Here is a 23,371-nt window from a genome sequence, read left to right as displayed (position 1 = left end):
AACAGCCTATCGGCCACAGGGCCAGGTAGTTGAGCCGGATGTTGCGCAAGACTGGCTTTTTACTCCGTGCTGCCTAAGATGGCCCACAGATTAATCAGTGCACCCGAGTGACATTTATGTCGGAAAAAGACACCATCTCCATTCAACTGGTGCGTGAAGCGCTGTTGCAGAGTTGCGCCCCCGGAGCGACCACCGAAGAGGTGTTGAACAAGGTCGGCATCGATCCGGCGCTGCTGGAAACCACCACTGCCCGCGTGCCGGCTACCGCTTACGCAAGACTGTGGCGCTTGCTGGCGCGACGTGGGGACGACGAGTTTTTTGGCATGGACCCGCGCAAGCTCAAATCCGGCAGCCTGGCGTTTCTTTGTCGCTGCTCCATGGTGCAGCCGAGCCTGGCTGCCGGCCTGACCTCGGGATTGAGCTTTCTGTCGTTGATGCTCGAACACCTGCCGGCGCAGTTGGTTCGTCAACAAAGCCTGGCGGAAATCGTCCTGCTCGAAGACGACCAGGACCCGCGCCGCGCCTTCACTTATTTCACGTACTGGATGATCGTTCACGGCGTCGCCTGCTGGCTGGCGGGGCGGCGGATTCCGATCCTGGCCATCGAGTTGCGCTGCCCTGCACCGGACTTCTGCGATGACTATCAGGTGATGTTCTCCGAGAACCTGCGTTTCGACCGGCCGCGCACACGGATGATTTTCTCCGCCGAGTGCCTGGACTTGCCGATCAAGCGCAGCCTGGAAGAACTCAAGCGTTTCCTGGCCCATGCGCCGGCCAATATTCTGGTCAAGTACCGTGACCCGCAGAGCCTGGCCAGCCGGATCAAGCATGATTTACGGCAACTGCCCGCCGAACACTGGCCGGAAACCGAACCCCTGGCGCAACAGCTGTGCATGTCGGCTTCCACCCTGCGTCGGCGCCTGGCCGAAGAGGGCCAGACTTACCAGGGGCTCAAGGACGGTGTGCGTAAGGAATTGGCGATTGTCTGGCTCGCCGAACCTGCGATCAGCTTCGCCGAGATCGCCACGCGGCTGGGGTTTGCCGATACCAGCTCTTTCTACAAGGCGTTTCGCAAGTGGTCGGGGTCAAACCCCGGGCATTACCGCAGCCTGATCCTCAACGAAGCCAGCTAAGGAGCGATCACGGCCACCTTGGCCAAACCAGTCACGCAACTTGATAGCTTTGACCATTGTCCCGAGCCCCGCGCAGAGCGAGTATTTCCTTGGTAATTAAGGTGCCCCCAGCCTAATAAAAATACAAAGGGATTCTGGCAATGCGCGATTATTTGTCTGCTACATCACAGTTCAATTATCAGCACACCGTCGACGCCGCGCTCGCGGGCGATTTGACTGCCCTCAATGCCTGTGTCGAGTGCTGCGACCGGCATGCCTTGCCGGGGCGTATCGCGCTGTTCTGGGAAGGTCGCGACGGCGCCAGTGCGACCTACACCTTCAGCGACTTGCAGGACAAAGCGGCGCGATTCGCCAATTTCCTGCTGGCCCAAGGCGTGAAAAAAGGCGACAAGGTCGCCGGTCTCCTGCCACGTAACATCGAATTGCTGATCACCGTATTCGCCACCTGGCGCATCGGTGCGGTCTATCAGCCGCTGTTCACGGCATTCGGCCCGAAAGCCATCGAACACCGCCTCAGCTCCTCTGGCGCCAAAGTGGTGGTCACCGACGCGGGCAATCGTTCCAAACTCTCTGAAGTCGCCGACTGCCCGACCCTCGTCACCGTCGCCGGTCCCAAAGGCCAAGGCATCGTCCGCGGCGATTACAGCTTCTGGGCCGAACTGGCCAATTATTCTGCTGAGTGCGAACCGGTCCTGCTGACCGGTGAAGACCCGTTCCTGCTGATGTTCACCTCGGGCACCACCGGTCCGTCGAAAGCGCTGTCCGTGCCGCTCAAGGCCATCGCCGCCTTCCAGAGCTACACCCGTGACGCGGTGGACTTGCGCCCTGAAGACGCTTTCTGGAACGTTGCCGATCCGGGCTGGGCCTATGGCATCTATTTCGGTGTCACAGGTCCGATGGCCATGGGGCATCCGATCACCTTTTACGATGGCCCGTTCTCCCTCGAAAGCACCTGCCGGGTGATCAACAAGTACGGGATCACCAACCTCACCGGCTCGCCGACGGCCTATCGCCTGTTGATCGCCGGTGGCGACGAGTTCGCCCGCTCGATCAAGGGCAAGCTGCGCATCGTCAGTAGTGCCGGCGAGCCGCTGAACCCGGAAGTAATTCGCTGGTTCGCCGACAACCTCGACGTGGTCATCCACGACCACTATGGCCAGACCGAACTCGGCATGGTCCTGTGTAATCACCATGGCCTGGAGCATCCGATCCATATGGGCGCCGCAGGTTTTGCCTCGCCGGGCCACCGCATTGTGGTGCTGGATGAGGAGCACAAAGAACTCGGCGTCGGTCAACCGGGCATACTGGCCATCGATCGTACCCAGTCGCCGATGTGCTGGTTCGCCGGTTACGAAGGCGCATCGACCAAGGCCTTCGTCGGCGACTATTACCTGAGCGGCGACACCGTCGAGTGGAACCCGGACGGCAGCATCAGCTTCGTCGGTCGCAGCGACGACGTGATCACCACCTCCGGCTACCGGGTCGGCCCGTTCGACGTGGAAAGCGCGCTGATCGAACACCCGGCCGTGGTCGAAGCAGCCGTGGTCGGCAAGCCCGATCCGGAGCGCACCGAACGGGTCAAAGCCTTTGTTGTGCTCAGCGCGCAATACCGCGCTGCACCGGAACTGGCCGAAGAATTGCGCCAACACGTGCGCAAGCGACTGGCCGCGCACGCGTACCCTCGTGAAATTGAATTTGTCAGCGAGTTGCCGAAAACCCCAAGCGGCAAATTGCAGCGCTTTATCTTGCGCAACCAGGAAATCGCCAAGGCTCAAGAGGCCGCCGCGAAGAACGTTTCAGCTTGAATCCAAGGAAACAATGATGCAGATCGAAAACAAGGTTTTCCTCGTCACCGGCGGTGCCTCCGGACTCGGTGCCGCCACGGCTGAAATGCTGGTCGCGGCGGGCGCCAAAGTCATGCTGGTGGACATGAACGCCGAAGCCGTTGCCGCCCAGGCTGAACGTCTTGGCGCGCAAAGCGTGGTGGCGGACATCAGCAACGAAGCCGCGGCGCAAGCCGCCGTGCTGGCGACGGTCAACGCCTTCGGTGGCCTGAATGGTCTGGTCAACTGCGCCGGTGTCGTGCGTGGCGAGAAAATTCTCGGCAAGAACGGTCCGCACGCGCTGGCCAGTTTCAGCCAGGTAATCAACGTCAACCTGATCGGCAGTTTCAACATGCTGCGCCTGGCTGCCGCGGCGATCGCCGAAACCGAAGCAGGTGCGGATGGCGAGCGCGGCGTGATCATCAACACCGCCTCGGCCGCAGCCTATGACGGCCAGATTGGCCAGGCCGCTTACGCCGCCTCCAAAGGCGCGATCGTCAGCCTGACCTTGCCCGCTGCCCGGGAACTGGCGCGCTTCGGCATCCGCGTGATGACCATCGCCCCGGGTATTTTCGAAACCCCGATGATGGCCGGCATGACCCAGGAAGTCCGTGCGTCCCTGGCGGCAGGCGTGCCGTTTCCGCCCCGTCTGGGCAAACCGAGCGAGTATGCCGGGCTGGTCAGGCATATCATTGAAAACAGCATGCTCAATGGCGAGGTGATCCGTCTCGACGGCGCCTTGCGCATGGCCGCCAGATAAGGAGGATTTGTCATGACTATTTCCAACGATCCCATTGTTATCGTCAGCGCCGTCCGCACCCCGATGGGCGGTTTTCAGGGCGAACTGAAAAGCCTGACTGCACCGCAACTCGGTGCGGCGGCGATTCGTGCCGCCGTCGAACGCGCGGGTGTGGCACCCGACTCGGTTGAAGAAGTGCTATTTGGTTGCGTACTGTCCGCCGGCCTCGGCCAAGCCCCTGCGCGCCAAGCCGCACTGGGCGCCGGGCTGGATAAATCGACGCGCTGCACCACCCTGAACAAAATGTGCGGTTCGGGCATGGAAGCGGCCATTCTGGCCCACGACATGCTGGTGGCCGGCAGCGCCGACGTAGTTGTTGCCGGCGGTATGGAAAGCATGTCCAACGCGCCGTATCTGTTGGACCGCGCTCGTAGCGGTTATCGCATGGGCCACGGTCGTGTGCTTGATCACATGTTCCTCGACGGTCTGGAAGACGCTTACGACAAAGGTCGCCTGATGGGCACCTACGCCGAGGATTGCGCTCAAACCAACGGTTTCACCCGTGAAGCCCAGGACGCGTTTGCCATTGCCTCGACTACCCGCGCGCAGCAGGCGATCAAGGATGGCCGCTTCAAAGACGAGATCGTGCCGCTCACCGTCACCGTCGGTAAAGAACAGGTCCTGATCAGCGACGACGAGCAACCACCGAAAGCCAAACTGGACAAGATCGCTTCGCTGAAACCGGCGTTCCGCGAAGGCGGCACGGTGACGGCGGCGAACTCCAGTTCGATCTCCGATGGCGCCGCCGCACTGGTGTTGATGCGCCGTTCCGAAGCTCAAAAGCGCGGCCTGAAACCGCTGGCAGTGATTCACGGCCATGCGGCGTTTGCCGACACCCCGGGCCTATTCCCGGTGGCACCGGTGGGCGCGATCGAGAAGCTGATGAAAAAAACCGGCTGGTCGCTGGACGAAGTCGATCTGGTCGAAGTCAATGAAGCCTTCGCCGTGGTCAGTCTGGTGACCATGACCAAACTGGAAGTCCCTCACGAGAAGGTCAACGTTCGCGGCGGCGCTTGCGCCCTGGGGCACCCGATCGGCGCGTCCGGCGCGCGGATCCTCGTGACGCTGCTCTGGGCCCTACGCCAGAAAGGCCTGAAACGCGGCGTTGCAGCGATTTGCATCGGCGGCGGTGAAGCCACGGCGATGGCCGTTGAATGCCTGTACTAAGGAATCACTATGCTGCCCAATGACGAACAACTTCAGATCAGCGAAGCGGCCCGGCAGTTTGCCCAGGAACGGCTGAAACCGTTCGCCGCCGAGTGGGACCGCGAGCATCGCTTCCCCAAGGAAGCCATCGGCGAGATGGCCGAACTGGGCTTCTTCGGCATGTTGGTGCCCGAAGAGTGGGGCGGTTGCGACACCGGTTACCTGGCCTACGCCATGGCCCTGGAAGAAATCGCGGCCGGCGATGGCGCCTGTTCGACCATCATGAGCGTGCACAACTCGGTGGGTTGCGTGCCGATTCTCAAGTACGGCAACGACGACCAGAAAGAGCGCTTCCTCAAACCTTTGGCCAGCGGCTCGATGCTCGGGGCTTTTGCCCTCACCGAACCGCAAGCCGGTTCTGACGCCAGTGGCCTGAAAACCCGTGCGCGTCTGGAAGGCGATCATTACGTGTTGAACGGCTGCAAGCAGTTCATCACCTCCGGGCAGAACGCCGGGGTGGTGATCGTGTTCGCGGTGACCGACCCAGGTGCCGGTAAACGTGGCATCACGGCGCTGATCGTGCCCACCGATTCGCCGGGCTACAAAGTCGCACGGGTCGAAGACAAGCTTGGCCAGCACGCCTCCGACACCTGCCAGATCCTGTTCGAAGACGTGAAGGTGCCGGTGGCCAACCGCTTGGGCGAGGAGGGCGAAGGTTATCGAATCGCCCTGGCCAACCTCGAAGGCGGCCGTGTCGGCATCGCTTCGCAATCGGTGGGCATGGCCCGCGCAGCATTCGAAGCGGCCCGCGACTATGCCCGCGAGCGTGAGAGCTTCGGCAAGCCGATCATCGAGCATCAAGCGGTTGCGTTCCGCCTGGCGGACATGGCCACCCAAATCGCTGTGGCCCGGCAGATGGTGCATTACGCGGCGGCGCTGCGTGACAGCGGCAAGCCGGCCTTGGTCGAAGCGTCCATGGCCAAGCTGTTCGCCTCGGAAATGGCTGAGAAGGTGTGCTCCGCAGCCTTGCAAACCCTCGGTGGTTACGGTTACTTGAACGATTTCCCGCTGGAGCGGATCTACCGCGACGTGCGGGTCTGCCAGATCTACGAAGGCACCAGCGATATTCAGCGCATGGTCATTTCGCGCAATCTTTGAGAAGGAAGCTACGTGTGAACTACGAAACGATTTTGTTGGAAACCCACGGTCGCGTTGGCCTGATTACCCTGAACCGTCCGCAAGCGCTGAATGCGTTGAACGCGCAGATCGTCAGCGAGCTGAACCACGCCCTCGATGGCCTGGAAGCCGATTCGAACATCGGCTGCATCGTGCTCACCGGCTCGAAAAAAGCGTTCGCCGCCGGTGCCGACATCAAGGAAATGGCTGAGCTGACCTACCCGCAGATCTACCTCGATGACCTGTTCAGTGACAGCGATCGCGTGGCCAACCGCCGCAAGCCGATCGTCGCAGCGGTCAACGGTTTTGCCCTGGGGGGTGGCTGTGAACTGGCGCTGATGTGCGACTTCATCCTGGCCGGCGACAACGCCAAATTCGGTCAGCCGGAAATCAACCTCGGCGTACTGCCGGGCATGGGCGGCACCCAGCGCCTGACCCGCGCGGTGGGCAAGGCCAAGGCCATGGAAATGTGCCTCAGCGGTCGCTTGATCGATGCGGTGGAAGCGGAGCGTTGCGGGATTGTGGCGCGGATTGTTCCGGCTGATGAGTTGCTGGAAGAAGCGTTGAAAGTCGCGGCGCTGATTGCCAAGAAGTCGCTGCCGATTGCAATGATGATCAAGGAAAGCGTCAACCGTGCGTTTGAAGTGAGCCTGTCGGAAGGTGTGCGCTTTGAGCGTCGAGTGTTCCATGCGGCGTTTGCGACGCAGGATCAGAAGGAAGGGATGGCGGCGTTTATTGCCAAGCGTGAAGCAGAGTTCCAAGGTAAGTAACCCGAACCGATCGTTCCCGCGCAGCGTGGGGACGATCAGCTCAGCGGCGATTCTCCTAGACCAGGTAGTGTTTCAGCTCGCGAGCAATCACCATCCGCTGTATCTCGCTCGACCCTTCATAGATCTGCGTAATCCGTGCATCCCGGTAGTAACGCTCCACCGGGTAATCCTCCAGATACCCATATCCGCCATGAATCTGCATCGCCGACGAACACACTTTCTCGGCGATCTCGGATGCAAACAGTTTGGCCTGTGAAGCCTCCGACAGGCACGGCTTGCCGGCACTGCGCAACCGCGCGGCATGCAAGATCAGCAGTCGTGCCGCGTTCAACCGGGTGTGCATGTCGGCCAGCATGTTGGCAATGCTCTGGTGCTCGATGATTGGCTTGTCGAACTGCACCCGATCCCGCGAATAGGCCAGCGCTGCTTCAAACGCCGCGCGGGCAATGCCTAACGCCTGCGCCGCGATGCCGATGCGGCCACCTTCGAGGTTCGACAGGGCAATCGCCAGTCCTTTACCGCGCTCACCCAGCAGGTTGGCTTCGGGAATCGTGCAGTTGCTCAAGGTCACCGCGCAGGTGTCGGAGGCGCGGATGCCCATTTTGTGTTCGGTGCGATCAACGATGAAACCCGCTGTATCGGTCGGCACCAGGAACGCCGAGATGCCGCGTTTGCCCAGCTCCGGATCGGTCACCGCAAACACAATGGCCAGTTTCGCCCGTTTGCCGTTGCTGACGAATTGCTTGGCGCCGTTGATCACCCACTGGCCGTCGCGCAGTTCGGCGCGGGTGCGCAAGTTGTGGGCTTCGGAACCGGCCTGAGGTTCGGTCAGGCAGAAGCAGCCGATGGCCTGGCCGCTGGCCAGATCCGGTAGCCACGCCTGTTTTTGTTCTTCGGTGCCGTAATTGAGGACCGGACCACAGCCCACCGAGTTGTGAATGCTCATCAGTGCGCCAGTGGCGCCGTCACCGGCCGAAATCTCTTCCACGGCCAAGGCGTAGGCGACGTAGTCGACATAGGTGCCGCCCCATTCCTCGGGCACCACCATGCCCAGCAGCCCCAGTTCACCCATCTTCGCCACCAGACCGTCGTCGATCCAGCCGGCCTTTTCCCAGGCCTGTGCATGGGGTGCGATTTCGCCGCGGGCAAAGTCCCGGGCCATATCGCGGATCATGACTTGCTCTTCGCTCAATTCGATATCGTGCATGGCTCAGCTCCCGCGTTGGTCAAAACCGGTGAAGAAACTCGCGACGTGCTCGGCGTCCAGCGCCTGCAAGGTCGGTGGGTTCCAGCGCGGTTTCTTGTCTTTGTCGATCAGCAAGGCGCGTACGCCTTCGATCAGGTCGCCGCGCTCGAACCACTGACGGTCCAGGTGCAGCTCAAGGGCGAAGCAGTCTTCCAGACCCAAGTGCCGACCACGACGGAGCATCTCCAGGGTCACGCCCATGGCCAGCGGTGAACGGCTTTCCAGCAGGTCGGCGGTGGTTGTGGCCCACTCGTGGCTGTCGGCGACCGTTACTTCACGCAGTTGCTCAACAATACTCGGCACATCGGGCAGGGCGAAGAAGTGATCGATGGCCGGGCGCAACGCCGCCAAAGGTGCCGCCGGCAGTTGTTGCACGGCGAGTTTGGCCAGCAGACCTTGAAGGTCTTTCAACGGTGTTTCGTGCCATTGGAGCTGATCGAGTTGCTCGTCGAGGGTGCCCAGCCTGTCGCTGTCCAGGTACCAGTCAGCCAGGCCGCAATAGAGCGCATCGGCCGCACGGATCTGTACGCCGCTGACGCCGAGGTAAATCCCCAGTTCACCGGGAACGCGCGGCAGGAAATGGCTGCCACCGACATCCGGGAAATAACCGATCGCCACTTCCGGCATCGCCAGACGGCTTTTCTCGGTGACCACCCGCAAGTCGGCGCCTTGTACCAAACCCATGCCGCCACCCAGGACAAAACCATCCATCAAAGCGAGTACAGGTTTGCGGTAATGGTGAATCGCGAGGTCGAGGGCGTATTCCTCGACGAAGAAATCTTCGTGCAGCGTGTCGCCGTTTTTGAAGCTGTCATACAGCGAGCGAATATCGCCGCCGGCACAGAAAGCCTTCTCGCCAGCACCGCGCAATACTACTGCGTGTACGTGCGGGTCGAGTGCCCAGGTGTCGAGCTGACGCTGCAGATTGCGCACCATGTCCAGGGTAATGGCGTTGAGTCCTGCGGGGCGATTGAGGGTCAGGTGGCCGATGTGGTTGCGAACCTCGGCCAGCACTTCGTTTTGCATCGCATCCATGGACGAAGTCCCCTTCGATGAAACCTGAGCAGTCATCACTAACTCCCTGCTTTTATTGTTCTTTATAGAGAAGCTCGCGCGCGAGCGATGCTGGATCGTAACAGTGCAAATTTGTGATGTACAACCGGGATATGTGCAGGTCTCGTCTGCATTTTTACATCAAGGCTGCGATCTTTTGATCTTCAAGGCTTATTGGAAAATACAGTACCAATGCTGCGCCGCTTGGCATGCAGCTCACTGGCATGGATCAGCTGTTCGAGGTCTTCGGGGGTGACGTCGAAGAAGGCTTCCATGTCCGCCAGGGCCAGTTTCAAGTCCTGGGCTGTGATCGCCTGGCTATCGGTGGGCGGGTGGTCGGCCGGCACCCGGGATACCGGTTCGCTGGCGCGTTTTGGGTAACGAATGCGCGTCAGGTTGTTGTAGGCCAGGGCGCTGAGCAGCATGGCCGATGCGCCAAGCATCACCGGGCCGAGCGCTTTCCAGTTCAGGGCAATGGTCGCCGGGTCTGCCAACACTAGAAGCAACGCCAGCGCCCCGGCCGGAGGATGCAGACAACGCAGCCAGCACATCAGGATCAGCGCCATGCCGGCCGCCAGACAGGCACTGCCAAGTGTTCGCCCGAGTACGTGAGCGACCAGAAGCGAAACCACCCCCGCGCTGAGGTAGCCGCCAAGAATCGACCAGGGCTGGGCGAGGGCGCCGGAGGACACTGCGAACAGCAACACGGCCGATGCGCCCAGCGGCCCGATCAGGTGCTGCGCCACTTGCATGCCGAATACCTGACTGCAAAGCCAGACGCTGAACATCGTGCCCAAGGACATGCCGATTGCGGCGCGGCTCCATTCGGAGGGGCGAGTGTTGATGGCGGCGGGAAACCAGCGAGCAAACATGAGGCAGACGATCCGTTAAAAAACCAAGGCAAAAAAAAGGCTTAGCTGGGATACCCAGAAAGCCCTTGAAGTTGTTCCAACTATTGGGGGAGGAACGCGCACAGTGTGCCGTTCATTCCTGATGCTGACAAATTCATATTAATGCAGTTTGAATGCATTAATTTTGCTGTAAAGCCGCCGTTCAATCTGATCCTTCGTCACAACATTATTATCGGCGGTATCGCCGAGGTAGAGCATCGCAAATGCCACGACTGGCAGCGGATAGCGGGTGACATTGCACTCAGGCGACGACCGAAGCCGTGGGCCACTGTTGATGCGGAATCGGCAAGTTGCGCGACTCACCACGGCCCATCGGGAAGTACATGAAGCCGGCGCGGGCCAGGCGTTCGGCGTCGTAGAGGTTGCGTCCGTCGAAGATCACGGGTGCGTTGAGCCGCTGCTGGATCAGACTGAAATCCGGGGCCTTGAACTGCTGCCATTCGGTGCAGATGATCAGCGCGTCAGCACCGGACAATACTGATTCCGGTGTGCCCATCAGCATCAACCGGGATTCATCGGGATACAGCTGCTGGGTTTCCTGCATGGCTTCGGGGTCGAACGCGCGGACGTTGGCCCCGGCGGCCCACAGCGATTCCAGCAGCACCCGGCTCGGTGCATCGCGCATGTCGTCGGTGTTCGGTTTGAACGCCAGCCCCCACACGGCAAAGGTCCTGCCGCGCACATCGCCCTTGTAGAACGCATTGATGCGTTCGAACAGCTTGTGCTTCTGACGCTGATTGATCGCTTCCACCGCTTGCAGTAAATCGCTGGAGCAATGCGCCTCTTCGGCGCTGTGGATCAGCGCGCGCATGTCCTTGGGAAAACACGAGCCGCCATAACCGCAGCCGGGGTAGATGAAGTGGTAACCAATGCGCGAATCGGCGCCTATGCCCAGGCGCACCGATTCGATATCGGCGCCCAGGTGTTCGGCCAGTTCGGCGATCTGGTTGATGAAGCTGATCTTGGTCGCCAGCATGCAGTTGGCGGCGTACTTGGTCAGCTCGGCGCTGCGCAGGTCCATGAACATGATCCGGTCATGATTACGGTTGAAGGGCGCGTAGAGGTCGCGCATTACCTCGCGCACCTCATCGCGTTCGCAGCCGATGACGATCCGGTCCGGGCGCCGGCAATCGGCCACGGCCGAGCCTTCTTTCAAAAATTCCGGGTTGGAGACGATATCGAATTGCAGCAGCCGACCGACTTTGATCAGGCACTTGTCGATGTGCGCGCGCAAGGTGTCACCGGTGCCCACCGGCACCGTGGATTTTTCTACCAGAATCACCGGGTGTTCACGATGACGCGCCACGGCTTCTCCCACCGACAGCACATAACGCAGGTCCGCCGAACCATCGTCCCGGGATGGCGTACCGACGGCGATAAACAACACCTGGCCATGCTGCACCGCAAACTTCTCGTCAGTGGTGAACTGTAGACGATTGGCTTCCAGACTTTCGCGCACCAGGCTGGCCAGCCCCGGTTCGAAAATGCTCACGTGGCCTTGTTGCAGCAGTTCGACTTTCCTCTCGTCAATGTCCATGCAGACCACGTCGTGGCCGACTTCAGCCAGGACAGCCGCTTGCACCAGGCCAACGTAACCGCTACCAAATACACTGATTTTCATGGGGCACTCCTGAATTCGGACGCGAGAGCAGGTTGAGCGTTGATGGTGATGACGCCAAGGATGACCAAGGCCACCCCGAGACTTTTTGAAAGGCTGAAGGTTTCGTTGAACAACGGCAGGCTGGCGGCCAAGAGCAGCAACAGGCTCATGACGCCTCCTGAGCAAAGATCAGAATCACAATGTTGCCTTGTTCATCGCGTTTGCCATCCCTGGGCAGCTGTTCGAGTTCGCGCAACTCGTCGGCGCCCTTGATGCGCATGACCACGCCGACCGAGCCGCTCTGACGGGTTGTGCGCATCCACGCTTGAACCTGGTCCGGATCGACTTGTTGCTGTGCGCCGTCAGAATAGGCAGGCCATATTTCAATTCGTCTATCGTGTTGTACAACGCCACGTCCGGACGTTTCAGACGCCAGGCCAGGGCGCCGGCGCCGGCGCCGCCGAGGTCGTTGCTCGGCACGTGGTCGCGCAACAGCGCCTCGCCCAGCTGGCGAAGGCTTCACCGTCACTGACGAACATGGCGTCCTCGGCGCAGTACTTGCTCTACGGCGGCAATGTCTTCATCGCCGATACTGGGGCGGGAAAATGGGATCAACGCCTGACTCATGCAGAGCCTCGGGGCGTAAGCCGTCCTTCAGCGAAGATGCCGAAACACACGCTATTTCAATGATTTAGCTAACTGGCAAGCTCACACTGGATTTGACTTTTACAGCCTTGGCCGGCAGGTTGGGAGTCCGTCGAGGCTCACTGGATTGATTGAAGGTTGTTCCCGATTTTGTGAAAGGAACATGAAAATCCGATCGGCGAATCGTTTGTCTGAATGTCATACAGCCACTGTTCAGACTTCTACCGCTCATCGAGTTTTTAGTGGGAAGTGCCACAGAAGTGTTCCGCTTTATATGAAGGATGTTTCAATTCTTAGTTGTTTAATGAACTGTTTCCACTGAAGGCCGTTTCGTTTGATTGACTTACCCGTTACCGACTCAATCCCCTCAACGCCCAATCCGCTGACCCTGTACCTGGCCCGTCTGGCGCCCTCCAGCCAACTGACCATGCGTTATGTGTTGCAGGACGCCGCTGACCGGTTGGGCTTTGAAGACATGAACGTCGAGGAAATTCCCTGGCACAACCTGCAACCGGAAGATGTCATCGCGCTGGTGGCCACTTTGCGCACCGACGGCTACGCGCCGAACACCTCTTCGCTGTACGTCAACGCGGTGCGCGGGGTAATGAACGAAGCGTGGCGCATGAGCCTGATCACTCAGGAACACTTGCTGAAAATGCGCACGGTCAAGGGGATTGCCGGCACGCGATTGTCCCAGGGGCGCAACCTCAGGCGTACGCTGATCCAGGAACTGATGGCAGTCTGCGCTGCCGATCCACGGCCACAAGGGTTGAGGGATGCGGCGATCATCGGGATTTTATATGGTTCGGGAATGCGCAAGTCGGAATCGGTGAACCTGGACCTGAACCAGGTCGATTTCGCCGAGCGCAGCCTTCGTGTGACCGCCAAGGGCAACCGGCAATTGATCAAGTACGCCCCGGCCTGGGCGTTCGCCAAACTCAATGACTGGCTCGAACTGCGGCGCTCGCTACTGAAGGACGGCGAAACGGACGATCCGTTCCTGTTCAACCGCATCCGCCGCGGCAGTCACATCACCCGTGAGCGCATCACCAAACATGCGATCTATTACATCGCCCGACAGCGGGGCGCGCAGGTTGGAGTGAAAATCATGCCGCATGATTTTCGACGTTCGTTCATTACCCGAGTGATTGAGGAGTATGACTTGTCGATCGCCCAGAAACTCGCCCATCACAGCAACATCCAGACCACGGCCAACTACGATGTGCGCAATGACAACGAACGGCGCCGGGCCGTGGACCGGTTCGATCTTTGATGGACGGGGTTCAAGATTCGTTCAGTACGTGGGCATGGCCGATCGTCGAGACGTGAACCGCGCTACCGGCGGGTGGCGCATAAAGGCCCGAACTGCGCACCATTAATGATCGACCAGGCTGTTGCCCGCAAAGCAACGTTTCCAATTCCACCGTCAACGTGCAGGTATTGCCGCTGAAATCCCGTTCAGTCACGACGGCACGACAACCGGCAGCCTCGGTTGGGCTGGGCTGGATGCTGACGAGTTGAAGTTGTTCGGGACGCAGCATGATCTGCGCCGAAGGGTTGTTCCGGTGGTTGTTCACCGGTATCCGACCGAGATCGCAATGGGCCCAGCCGGCTTCGATTCTGGCGGGCATGACCACGGCATCCCCCAGAAACAGCGCGGTTTGCTCATCCTCGGGGTAGCGGTAAAGATCCAACGGATGACCTGACTGCACAAGTCGACCGTCGCGCATCACCGCCAACTGATCGGCAAACGACAATGCTTCACTCTGGTCATGGGTGACCAGAATGGTGGTCACGCCGGCGCCTGTCAGTAGCCGTGCGACCATTTTGCGCATGGCGCCTCGAAGTCCGGTGTCGAGGGCCGAAAACGGCTCGTCCAGCAACATCAACCGCGGCTGTTGCGCCAATGCCCGCGCCAGCGCCACGCGTTGTTGCTGGCCGCCGGAGAGTTCATGGGGCCAGCGGCCGGCCATGTTCGCATTCAGCGCCACGCTGTCCATCAACTCGGCGATCCGCGCCTGTTTTGCACCGCCCTTGATCGACAGCCCGAACCCGATGTTGGCGGCCACGGTCATGTGTGGGAACAGGGCACCGTCCTGGGGAACATAACCAATCAAACGCTGATGCGCCGGGACTTCGTGGGTGTCGTCGACGAGCGTTTGGCCATTGAGTGACAGACGGCCGGTGTCCGGGAATTCGAAGCCGGCGATCATCCGCAACAGCGTGGTTTTTCCTGAGCCTGACGGGCCGACGATGACCGTTCGGCTGCCCGTGGGCACCGACAGGTTGATGCTCTCCAGCGCTTGATGGGCACCGTAGGATTTGGAAATGGAATGGAGTTCAAGCGCGTTCATCGGCCAGCCGTTCGTTTGGATTGGTGATAAAGAAGTCCGGTCAAGGGAAGCGACAGCAAAATCATCAGCAGGGCATAGGGCGCAGCCGCGGCGTAGTCGATTTCGCTGGTCATGGCCCAGAAACCGGTGGCCAGGGTGCGTGTGCCGTTGGGGGCGAGCAGCAGGGTAGCGGTCAACTCATTGGTGATCGCCAAAAACACCAGCGCGGCGCCAGCGGCGGCGCCGGGCGCGGCCAGGCGCAGAGTGATCAGCCACAATGCCCGGGCGGGCGAGCGGCCGAGGCTGCGGGCCATGTTTTCCAGTTCGACCGGCGCCTGTGCGATACCGGCACGCAAACTCACCAGGGCGCGGGGCAAAAACATCAGCAGATACGCCAGCAACACTGTGACAGTCGTCTGGTAAATCGGCCGGGCGAACTGGATGGTGACGGTCACCAATGCCAAGGCAACGACGATCCCGGGCAACGAACTGGTGATGTAGTTGCAGCTTTCCAGCACGCGTTGTAGCCGGCCCGGAGAGCGAATCGACAGCCAGGCAATCGGGATGGCGGCGCAGGTGGTGACGGCGGCACCCGCAACGCCGAGCAGCAGCGTCTGTTCGAGCGCCGGCAGAAGCTCGTCCATCTGCCAGACCTGCGTACCACCGGCTATCAGCCAGTTACCTAACGTCACGAGTGGTACGCCCAATGCCAGTGCACAGGTTGCGATCTGTACGGTCAGGGCGAGGAGGGTGGTTGCGGGTTTCAGGCGTACTACCCGTTGCTCGCGAGCGCTTCCCGAGCCGACCCGAGCGTAGCGCGCCGTGCCGCGAGCGGCCGATTCTGCGGTCAGCATCACCAGGCAACACAGGGCGAGCACGCTGGCCAGCATGTGGGCGGCGGGGCCGTTGAAGGTGGATTTGAACTGATCGAAGATGGCCGTGGTGAAGGTGTCGAAGCGGATCATCGCGTACAGGCCATATTCGGCCAGCAGGTGCAGGCCCACCAGCAACGCGCCGCCGCAGATGGCCAGGCGCAATTGCGGCAGCACAACGCGGAGAAATATCGCCCAAGGCTTGAGCCCCAGCGATTCGGCAACGTCTTCGATGGCCGGATCGAGCCGGCGCAGGGTCGCAGCAATTGGCAAATACAGGAACGGGAAGTAGGCGATGACCGAGACCAGAACTCCGGCAAACAGCCCGTGAATCGGCGGCACCAGACTGACCCACGCATAGCTGTGAACGAACGCTGGCACCGCCAACGGCGCGGTCGCCAACAACGACCACCAGCGTCGGCCCGGCAGGTTGGTGCGCTCTGTCAACCAGGCCAGAGACAGGCCTAATGTGACGCACAGCGGAATCGTGATCACCACCAGTAAAACGGTATTGATCAACAGTTCAGCGACCCGCGGCCGGAACACCAGCGGCACAAGGGTCGCCCAGCCTGTCTGAAACGATACGCCGATGACGAAGGCAATCGGTAGCAGCGACAGCAGCGAAACCAGCACCGACAAACCGATCACCCACGCGCCACCACGGCCCGCGAAGAGGCCGCGGGATCGTCGTCGCAAGTTCGCGGGTATCGCCTCGGCGACACCCGCTGGTAAGGTTTCAGGCATCAATTAGAGCAGTCCCGCCTGCGTCATCAACTCCACGGCTTTTTTACTGTCGAGTTTTGACGCATCGACTGTCGGCGCGTCGAGTTGCTGCAAAGGCACCAGTTTTGGATTGGATTCAGCGTTCTTGCCCACGGCGTATTCGAACGATTTGCCGGTTTTGAGGATGGCCTGGCCCTCTTTGCCGGTAATCCATTTGAGGAATGCCTGGGCGTGGTCCTTGTGTTGGCTGGACGCCAGAATGCCGCCACCGGAGACACTGACATACGCGCCCGGATCCTTGTGCTTGAAGTAGTGCAGGGCGGTGTTCTTGCTGTTTTCGCCGGTCTTGGCCTGGTCGGCGAAGCTGTAATAGTGGTAGATCAAGCCGCTGTCGATCTGCCCGGCGTTGACCGCTTTGAGCACGGAGCTGTTGCCCCGGTACGCGGTAAAGTTAGTTTTCATCCCTTTCAGCCACTCCAGGGTGGCGGCTTCGCCTTTGAGTTCCAGCACGGCGGCGACGATGGCCTGGAAGTCGGCACCGGCGGGTGACGCAGCCCAGCGACCTTTCCAACTCGGGCCGGCGAGGTCCATCAGCGACTTGGGCACCTGGGCGTCGGGCAGTTTGCTCGGGTTATAGACAAACACCGTGGAACGCGCGGCGATCCCCACCCATTTGCCATGGGCCGGGCGGTAAGCATTGCCGACTTGCTCCAGGGTGGCCGGCGCAACCGGTGCAAATAGCCCCGCGTTGTCGACCAGCACCATGGCCGGGGAGTTTTCGGTGAGGAACACGTCCGCCGGGGAGGCCGCGCCTTCCTGCACGATCTGATTGCCCATTTCGGTGTCGTCGCCATTGCGCACGGTGACCTTGATGCCGGTTTCCTTGGTAAAGCCCTCGATCCAGGATTTGGTCAAGCTTTCGTGCTGGGCGTTGTAGACCACGATGCCATCGGCCTGCGCTGCATACACGTGACCGGCGCTCAGCAATGCGGTGGCCAGCAGTGCTGTTTTCAAGAAATAGGGAAAAGGGGGATTCATGCGTTGGCAGCTCCTGTTTTTTATAATCGTGCGCGTAGATCAACCGGGACGGTCGCCAAGTATTGTAGGTCAATACGAATCATTTGCAGGATTAAGGCGGCGGCAAATGTACTGCGCAGAATGAGAAAAAAACGTCAAATCACTGCGGTGCCGGGCAACCTTTTTGGTTTCCGCTCGCGGCCTGGTTAATCAACGCGCCAAGGCGCTTGATGTTGTTCTGATGGGCGATCACCAGGTCGTCGATGGACGGCCCTGAAGGTGTTTGCAAGGTGCTTCGGCAAGTGACCAGCGCGTTATCACGTTCGCCGAGGTTGCGCAGGCGCCATTTGACGTCGATCAACCCATATTGGCCGGGGATCGAATCAAAACGTTGCACGTCCAGCCGCACCGAAACCTTGCGTTGGGGATTGCTGTTAACCAGTTGATCGACCAGGGCACTGCGCAATTCATCCGACAGGCTCGCGCCCCACCACTCGGTTTCGAGGATCGCCATGCCGCTGTTACCCTGACGAATGACGATCTGCGGGCGGTCGACCTGGGGTGGGACGCTGAGGCTCTCGATCTGAAACTCCGCAGCGCTGGTCCTTGAACTGCCGCTTGGTTGGGCCGGCGTCAGGGTGTGGAACTGGATCGGATCACTGCGGCAAGCAGTGAGTAATAACAATGCAGTGACCCAGCTGATCTTCAGCGGATAAACCATAAGTGATGCTCCTGTGGTCATTTGCGCGGAGGCCCCTGCAGGTCCATCGGCGCAGCATTGTCGGGACGACCGCGAATCAGCGATTCCGGATGCCGTCCCAGGTAATCCGCGAGTTCACGCAAGGAGCGCGACATGCGTCCGAGCTCGTCCAGGGTTTGGCCTAATTGTTCGCGTTGCGGCGAGTCTTCGGCCAAGGTCGAACTGGCTGATTGCAGCGTCTTGCTGACATCCGCCAGGGTGGTCTGCACGCTGGGGAGGGTTTTGGCGTTGAATTGTGCGAGGCCTTTGCGCAGTTCGACGAGATTGCTGTCCAAATTGCCGGCGATGCGCTCAATTGGCAGTTGGTTGATCTTGTTGACCATGCCCTCCAGTTTTTCCTGCAATTGTTCGAGGCTGCCAGGAACGGTTGGGATAGAGATTGGACGGTCGGTTGGATCGAACACGACTTTCTCCGCTTTGGGGTAGAAGTCGAGCGCAATGTAAAGCTGACCGGTCAGCAGGTTGCCGCTCCGGGCCTGGGCCCGCAGACCGTTGTCGATGAAACTGCCGATCAACCGCACGCCCGCGGCTTCGTCATTGGGATCATGCTTCAAGGTCTTGAGCATTTTGAGGTGGGCCTGGCCGAGCCGTTGCGGGTAGATCACGATGCCGACATTGACCGGAAAACTGCGTTTTTTTGCGTCGAAATCCAGATTGACCGACACCACTCTGCCGAACTCGATGCCAAGAAATTCCACTGGCGCACCCACCTTGAGCCCGCGCAAAGCCTGTTCGAAACGCAAACTCAAGAATTGCCCCTTACCGCTGGGCGGGGCGAGAGCGGTTAGCGTGTCTTCGAACAGCTGGAAGGCTTTGTCCTCGGCGGCCGATGGGTCGTTAGGGCTGTATTCCGGAGCGCGGAACGCGATTCCGCCCACCAGGATGGAGGACAGCGATTCAGTTTTCACCGAAAAGCCATTGGCGCCGACATTCACGTCGATCCCGCTGGCGTTCCAGAACCGGGTGTTTTCAGTGACGAAGGCATCGTTGGGCGCGTGGATGAACACTTCGATGCTCACCCCTTTACCGTCGGCGTCCAGGGCATAGGCCACCACTTGCCCCACCGGAATCTTGCGGTAGTAAACCGGCGAGCCAATGTCCAGCGAACCGAGGTCCTGGGTGCGCAGGGTGAAGCGCTTGCCCGGCTCGCCATAGGTAATCGGCGGCGGGTTTTCCAGGCCGGTAAAGTTTTTTGCGCGAGCGTTGGCCTGGCCGATGTCGGCGCCAATGTAGTCACCGGACAGCAGGGTATCGATACCCGACACCCCGCCAGCGCCAATACGCGGACGCACAACCCAGAATTGCGAGTCTTCGCGGGCGAAACTTTCCGCACGCTTGGACAGTTTGATGGTGGCGTTGACGCTCTTCTGATCGTTGCTCAACTCCACGTCCGAGACACGGCCGATCACCACGTTGCGGTATTTGACCTCGGTCTTGTTGGCGGTCAGGCCGCTGCCGGTTTTGAACGTGACAGTAATGGTCGGACCTTCCTGCATTATGGTGTGCACGACCAGGGATATCCCCACCAGCACCGCGACGATCGGCACGATCCATACCAGCGAAACGCTGAAACGTCGGGTTTTGACAGGGGCCTGACCGGGGGATTGCGCCCCGTCAGTGGCTTGCGACTTCATCCATGACCTCCTCGGTTTGCGGATTCTTGCGCTCGGCATCCCAGATCATGCGTGGGTCGAAACTCATCGCCGACAGCATGGTGAACACCACCACCAGGCCAAAAAACAGAATGCCCACGCGCGGTTCGATATCGCCCAGCGCCTGGAACTTCACCAGCGCGGCTACCAGCGCGACGACAATCACGTCGAGCATCGACCAATAGCCGATCAGCTCGACGAAACGGTAAAGCTTCGATCTTTCCTTGCGCGCCCATTGGCTGTTGCGTTGCACAGTGACCAGCAGCAACGTCAAGGCGACGAATTTGATGCCCGGCACCGCGATACTGGCGATGAAAATGATCAGGGCGATGTCCCAGGCGCCGTGCTGCCAGAACTCCAGCACGCCGCTCATGATGGTGCTGTCGGCGCCACTGCCGAGCATGGTGGTGTTCATCACCGGCAGCAGGTTGGCCGGGATGTAAAACACCAGTGATGTCAGCAAGTAGGCCCAGGTCCGGGTCATGGCATTGAGTTTGCGCCGATGCAGGGACGCGCCGCAGCGCTCACATTCGTGAGGCTCATGGGTCATGTCACAGGCCAGGCCGCAGCGGTGACACAAGCACAGGTTGAGTTCACTGGCAGTCGGTGGCGTGTTCATAGGATGTCCCACAGATCACGGATATCGCGCCCGGCAAGGCGGATCATCATCAGGCTGAGGATAGCCAGGGCAAACAGGCCAATACCCGGCAGCACATCGAGTAATCCTGCGAGTTTGAACACTGCCACCATGGCCCCCAGCAAGCACACTTCCAGCATGCTCCAGGGCCGAAGGGTTTCCAGCCAGCGCATGCAGAACCTGAAGCCGGGCGAGCGCCGGGAGCCGAGGGCGAAGCTCAGGACCCAGATCAGCAGGAGTAGCTGGAAAACCGGCGCGATGATGATGGCAATCGCCGCCACCATGGCAATGAACGTGATCGGCCCATGGTTCAAGGCCAACACGGAATCCCAGAGCGTCGCGCTGTTTTTCAGGCCCTTTAGGCTGATGCTCATGACCGGATAGAAGTTGGCGAAGATCCACAGCACCGCAGCGGTGAAGGTCAAGGCCAGCCGCTGCTCCTCCGACAGGCCGTTATGGCGCTGAAGCACGCCGCCGCAGCGTGTACACAGGGTTTTCTGATGTTTGGCGAGCGTGACTTTTTCATACACGCAGTCGCAGTGCTCGCAGATGATCAGTGGGTCAGTCGTCGCCATAGGCTGCACTCGCCAGGTCGCAGGGAATTCAGAGCACTCCCTCAATATAGAAGCGCCTAGCGATTGAGCAAATCTAAAGGCTGAACGATCAGTTGGGGCGTCAGCCGAGCAGTTCGCGCAGGCGATACCAGAGCATGCCGAGGGCCAGCAGTGGAGAACGCAGCATCGGCCCACCGGGAAAGGTCATGTGCGGCACCGCGCTGAACACGTCAAACCCCTGACTGTGTCCGACATGGATCGCTTCGCCCAACAACTTTGCGCACCAGTGGGTCACGTTCAGGCCATGACCGGAGTAACCCTGGGCGTAAAACACGTTCGGATGCTGACTCAAGCGCCCGACCTGGGGGAAGCGATTGGCGGAAATGCCAATCTTGCCGCCCCATTGATAGTCGATCCGCACGTTGGCCAATTGCGGGAAGACCTTGAGCATGTGCGGGCGCATGTAAGCTTCGATGTCCGCCGGATCGCGCCCGGAATAATGACAGGCGCCGCCGAATAGCAAACGTCGGTCCGCCGAGAGCCGGTAGTAGTCCAGGCCGACTTTCTGGTCGCAGAGTGCCAGGTTATGCGGGATCAACTGCGCCGCAACGTCAGGCGCCAGCGGCTCGGTGGCGATGATGTAGCTACCCGCCGGGAGGACCTTGCCGCTCAGTTTCGGTTCGAGTTCTTCCAGGTGAGCGTTGCACGCCAGCACCAGACTGCCAGCGCGCACCGTGCCGCCCGCACAGCGAACCTGCACGGTGCTGCCATGGACCAACTCCCGCACCGGGCTCTGCTCGAAGATCTGCACGCCTAAGGATTGCGCCAATAGCGCTTCGCCAAGGACCAGATTAAGCGGGTGCAAGTGACCTGAGCCCATATCAACGAGACCACCGGCATACACGTCCGAGTTCACCACCTGCTGACGGATCTGCTTCGGTCCGATGAGTCGGGTTTCGTGGGCGTAACCCGATTCGGCAAGGCCTTGCTGCTCGGCCGTGAACGCTGCGAACTGCGCTTTAGTATTGGCCAGTTCGCAGAACCCCCAGCGCAGGTCGCAATCAATCCCGTGTTCACGAATGCGGTTGCCCACGAGCGCTACCGACTCGACGCCCGCACGCTCAAGGTAACGCACGCCTTCTTCACCGACATGACGGGAAAAACCGCTGACGTCATGGCCGATACCGCGGATCAACTGACCACCGTTGCGCCCGCTGGCACCCCAGCCGATCCGTCGGCCCTCCAGCAAAATGACCGAGAGACCGCGCTGCGCCAGTTCGATCGCAGTGTTAACGCCGGTAAAACCGCCGCCGATCACACAGACATCGGCTTCAAGATCCGCGGCCAGTGTGGGGTAGGGCGCCATTCCATTGGCTGACGCCGCGTAATAGGAACGAGCATGTTCGTTGCGGTACTGGTTCATTGGTTGGACTTCACTTTGCTCCAGGAACGGGTCATCAAACGCATGATTGCCTGGGGCGGGGTGGTCGAAATGTAGAGCTTGTCGAGGACTGCCTGAGGCGGATAAATCTCGGGATTGTTGACCAGTTCAGGGTCCATGTCTTGCTTGGATGCCGGGTTCGGGTTGGCGTAACCGACGGACTCACTGATCTTGGCAATCACTTGCGGATCAAGCAGGTAATTGATGAAAGCATGCGCCTCTTTCTGGTTGCTGGAGTCTGCGGGAACCGCCAACAGGTCGAACCACAAGTTACTGCCTTCCTTGGGAATCGCGTAGGCGATGTGCACGCCGTTCTTGGCTTCCTTGGCCCGGTTCGCGGCCTGGAACACGTCACCCGAGTAACCGAAAGCCAAGCAGATGTTGCCGTTGGCCAGGTCCGAAACGTACTTGGAGGAGTGGAAGTAGGTGATGTAAGGGCGGATGGTCAACAGCTTCGCTTCGGCCTTTTTGTAATCCTCAGGATTTTCGCTGCGGGGGTCCATGCCCATGTAATTAAGGATCGCCGGGTACACTTCATCCGCCGAATCCATCATCGACACGCCGCACTGGCTGAGCTTCTTCAGGTTCTGCGGTTCGAAAAACACGGCCCAGGAATCGATGCGGTCAATGCCGAGCACTTGCTTGACCTTGTCAACGTTGTAGCCAATGCCGTTAGTGCCCCACAGGTATGGGACTGAGTGTTCGTTGCCCGGATCGTTTTTCTCCAGCAGCGCCAGCAGTTTCGGGTCGAGGTTTTTGAAATTGGGCAGCTGCGAACGATCGAGCTTCAGGAACGCACCGGCTTTTACCTGACGAGCGAGGAAGTGGTTGGACGGCACCACCACGTCATACCCGGTGCGGCCAGCGAGCAATTTGCCCTCCAGGGTTTCGTTGGAGTCGAACACGTCGTAGATTACCTTGATCCCGCTTTTCGCCTGGAAATCGGCGAGGGTGGTCTCGCCGATGTAATCGGTCCAGTTGTAGACGCTGACTGTTGGCTTAGCCTGTGCAACGGCGCTGAACAACAACGCCAGCGCGACCGGAGCCACGGATTTCAATAGACACATATCGCCACCTCTT

Annotated in this window: 20 protein-coding genes and 2 pseudogenes; 7 read left to right on the top strand and 15 right to left on the bottom strand. The window is 60.1% G+C overall.

Annotated features, from left to right (window positions below):
* Positions 1-116 precede the first annotated feature (116 nt).
* The 6 genes from ACXPVS_RS17050 (at position 117) to ACXPVS_RS17025 (ending at position 6,847) form a co-directional block, all read left to right on the top strand.
* Positions 117-1,133, top strand: a complete 1,017-nt coding sequence (locus ACXPVS_RS17050) for an AraC family transcriptional regulator (RefSeq protein ID WP_458510968.1) — start codon at positions 117-119, stop codon at positions 1,131-1,133.
* 140 nt (positions 1,134-1,273) lie between these two features.
* Positions 1,274-2,938, top strand: coding sequence for an AMP-binding protein (locus tag ACXPVS_RS17045; protein ID WP_458510967.1), 1,665 nt, complete (start codon positions 1,274-1,276; stop codon positions 2,936-2,938).
* Positions 2,939-2,954: 16 nt separating this feature from the next.
* Positions 2,955-3,716, top strand: coding sequence for an SDR family NAD(P)-dependent oxidoreductase (locus ACXPVS_RS17040; protein WP_458510966.1), 762 nt, complete (start codon positions 2,955-2,957; stop codon positions 3,714-3,716).
* 12 nt (positions 3,717-3,728) lie between these two features.
* Positions 3,729-4,922 carry an acetyl-CoA C-acyltransferase gene (locus ACXPVS_RS17035; RefSeq protein WP_458510965.1) on the top strand — a complete coding sequence of 398 codons (1,194 nt, stop codon included), beginning with the start codon at positions 3,729-3,731 and terminating at the stop codon, positions 4,920-4,922.
* Positions 4,923-4,931: 9 nt separating this feature from the next.
* Complete coding sequence (locus ACXPVS_RS17030; protein ID WP_458510964.1) at positions 4,932-6,059, top strand: acyl-CoA dehydrogenase; 1,128 nt, start codon at positions 4,932-4,934, stop codon at positions 6,057-6,059.
* 14 nt (positions 6,060-6,073) lie between these two features.
* On the top strand, positions 6,074-6,847 hold the full coding sequence (locus tag ACXPVS_RS17025) for an enoyl-CoA hydratase (protein WP_458510963.1): 774 nt from the start codon (positions 6,074-6,076) through the stop codon (positions 6,845-6,847).
* A gap of 55 nt (positions 6,848-6,902) precedes the next feature.
* Here the strand turns inward: ACXPVS_RS17025 and ACXPVS_RS17020 are convergent, their stop codons facing one another.
* The 6 genes and pseudogenes from ACXPVS_RS17020 to ACXPVS_RS16995 form a co-directional block, all read right to left on the bottom strand.
* Positions 6,903-8,054: an acyl-CoA dehydrogenase family protein gene (locus tag ACXPVS_RS17020; protein WP_458510962.1), complete on the bottom strand. Its 1,152-nt coding sequence runs from the start codon at positions 8,052-8,054 to the stop codon at positions 6,903-6,905.
* 3 nt (positions 8,055-8,057) lie between these two features.
* Entirely contained in the window at positions 8,058-9,164 is a 1,107-nt protein-coding gene (locus tag ACXPVS_RS17015) for an enoyl-CoA hydratase/isomerase family protein (protein ID WP_458510961.1), read from the bottom strand.
* 146 nt (positions 9,165-9,310) lie between these two features.
* The gene (locus ACXPVS_RS17010) at positions 9,311-10,018 is read right to left on the bottom strand and encodes an HPP family protein (protein ID WP_458510960.1); all 708 of its coding nucleotides are present in this window, start codon (positions 10,016-10,018) and stop codon (positions 9,311-9,313) included.
* Positions 10,019-10,298: 280 nt separating this feature from the next.
* On the bottom strand, positions 10,299-11,678 hold the full coding sequence (locus tag ACXPVS_RS17005) for a UDP-glucose dehydrogenase family protein (protein ID WP_458510959.1): 1,380 nt from the start codon (positions 11,676-11,678) through the stop codon (positions 10,299-10,301).
* Positions 11,675-11,824, bottom strand: a pseudogene (locus ACXPVS_RS17000) (4-amino-4-deoxy-L-arabinose-phosphoundecaprenol flippase subunit ArnF); the annotation flags it as partial. The gene ACXPVS_RS17005 and the pseudogene ACXPVS_RS17000, both read right to left, overlap by 4 nt.
* Positions 11,824-12,134, bottom strand: a pseudogene (locus ACXPVS_RS16995) (lipid IV(A) 4-amino-4-deoxy-L-arabinosyltransferase); the annotation flags it as partial. The pseudogenes ACXPVS_RS16995 and ACXPVS_RS17000, both read right to left, overlap by 1 nt.
* Before the next feature lie 502 nt (positions 12,135-12,636).
* Between ACXPVS_RS16995 and ACXPVS_RS16990 the strand changes: the two are divergent.
* Positions 12,637-13,575, top strand: coding sequence for a site-specific integrase (locus ACXPVS_RS16990; protein ID WP_458510958.1), 939 nt, complete (start codon positions 12,637-12,639; stop codon positions 13,573-13,575).
* 10 nt (positions 13,576-13,585) lie between these two features.
* On the opposite strand, the gene ACXPVS_RS16985 is transcribed toward ACXPVS_RS16990, so the two are convergent.
* From ACXPVS_RS16985 to ACXPVS_RS16945, 9 genes are all read right to left on the bottom strand, one after another.
* Positions 13,586-14,656 (bottom strand): ABC transporter ATP-binding protein, encoded by a 1,071-nt coding sequence (locus ACXPVS_RS16985; RefSeq protein ID WP_458510957.1) that lies wholly within the window; start codon positions 14,654-14,656, stop codon positions 13,586-13,588.
* Entirely contained in the window at positions 14,653-16,251 is a 1,599-nt protein-coding gene (locus ACXPVS_RS16980) for an ABC transporter permease (protein WP_458510956.1), read from the bottom strand. Before ACXPVS_RS16980 ends, ACXPVS_RS16985 begins: the two co-directional genes overlap by 4 nt.
* Positions 16,252-16,254: 3 nt before the next feature.
* Positions 16,255-17,268: an iron ABC transporter substrate-binding protein gene (locus tag ACXPVS_RS16975; RefSeq protein WP_458510955.1), complete on the bottom strand. Its 1,014-nt coding sequence runs from the start codon at positions 17,266-17,268 to the stop codon at positions 16,255-16,257.
* Between the two features lie 139 nt (positions 17,269-17,407).
* Positions 17,408-17,968, bottom strand: coding sequence for a PqiC family protein (locus ACXPVS_RS16970; protein WP_458510954.1), 561 nt, complete (start codon positions 17,966-17,968; stop codon positions 17,408-17,410).
* 17 nt (positions 17,969-17,985) lie between these two features.
* The gene (locus tag ACXPVS_RS16965; protein WP_458510953.1) at positions 17,986-19,641 is read right to left on the bottom strand and encodes a PqiB family protein; all 1,656 of its coding nucleotides are present in this window, start codon (positions 19,639-19,641) and stop codon (positions 17,986-17,988) included.
* Positions 19,622-20,278 carry a paraquat-inducible protein A gene (locus ACXPVS_RS16960; RefSeq protein WP_458510952.1) on the bottom strand — a complete coding sequence of 219 codons (657 nt, stop codon included), beginning with the start codon at positions 20,276-20,278 and terminating at the stop codon, positions 19,622-19,624. The genes ACXPVS_RS16965 and ACXPVS_RS16960 overlap by 20 nt, the downstream gene beginning before the upstream one ends.
* Positions 20,275-20,871, bottom strand: coding sequence for a paraquat-inducible protein A (locus tag ACXPVS_RS16955; protein ID WP_458510951.1), 597 nt, complete (start codon positions 20,869-20,871; stop codon positions 20,275-20,277). The genes ACXPVS_RS16960 and ACXPVS_RS16955 overlap by 4 nt, the downstream gene beginning before the upstream one ends.
* Before the next feature lie 100 nt (positions 20,872-20,971).
* The gene (locus tag ACXPVS_RS16950) at positions 20,972-22,273 is read right to left on the bottom strand and encodes an NAD(P)/FAD-dependent oxidoreductase (protein WP_458510950.1); all 1,302 of its coding nucleotides are present in this window, start codon (positions 22,271-22,273) and stop codon (positions 20,972-20,974) included.
* The gene (locus ACXPVS_RS16945; protein WP_458510949.1) at positions 22,270-23,358 is read right to left on the bottom strand and encodes a polyamine ABC transporter substrate-binding protein; all 1,089 of its coding nucleotides are present in this window, start codon (positions 23,356-23,358) and stop codon (positions 22,270-22,272) included. Before ACXPVS_RS16945 ends, ACXPVS_RS16950 begins: the two co-directional genes overlap by 4 nt.
* Positions 23,359-23,371 lie beyond the last annotated feature (13 nt).

The organism is Pseudomonas sp. Ma2-10, assembly GCF_054330215.1.
The sequence above is the reverse complement of the archived record's forward strand: the minus strand, read 5'-3'. Positions and strand labels throughout refer to the sequence as shown.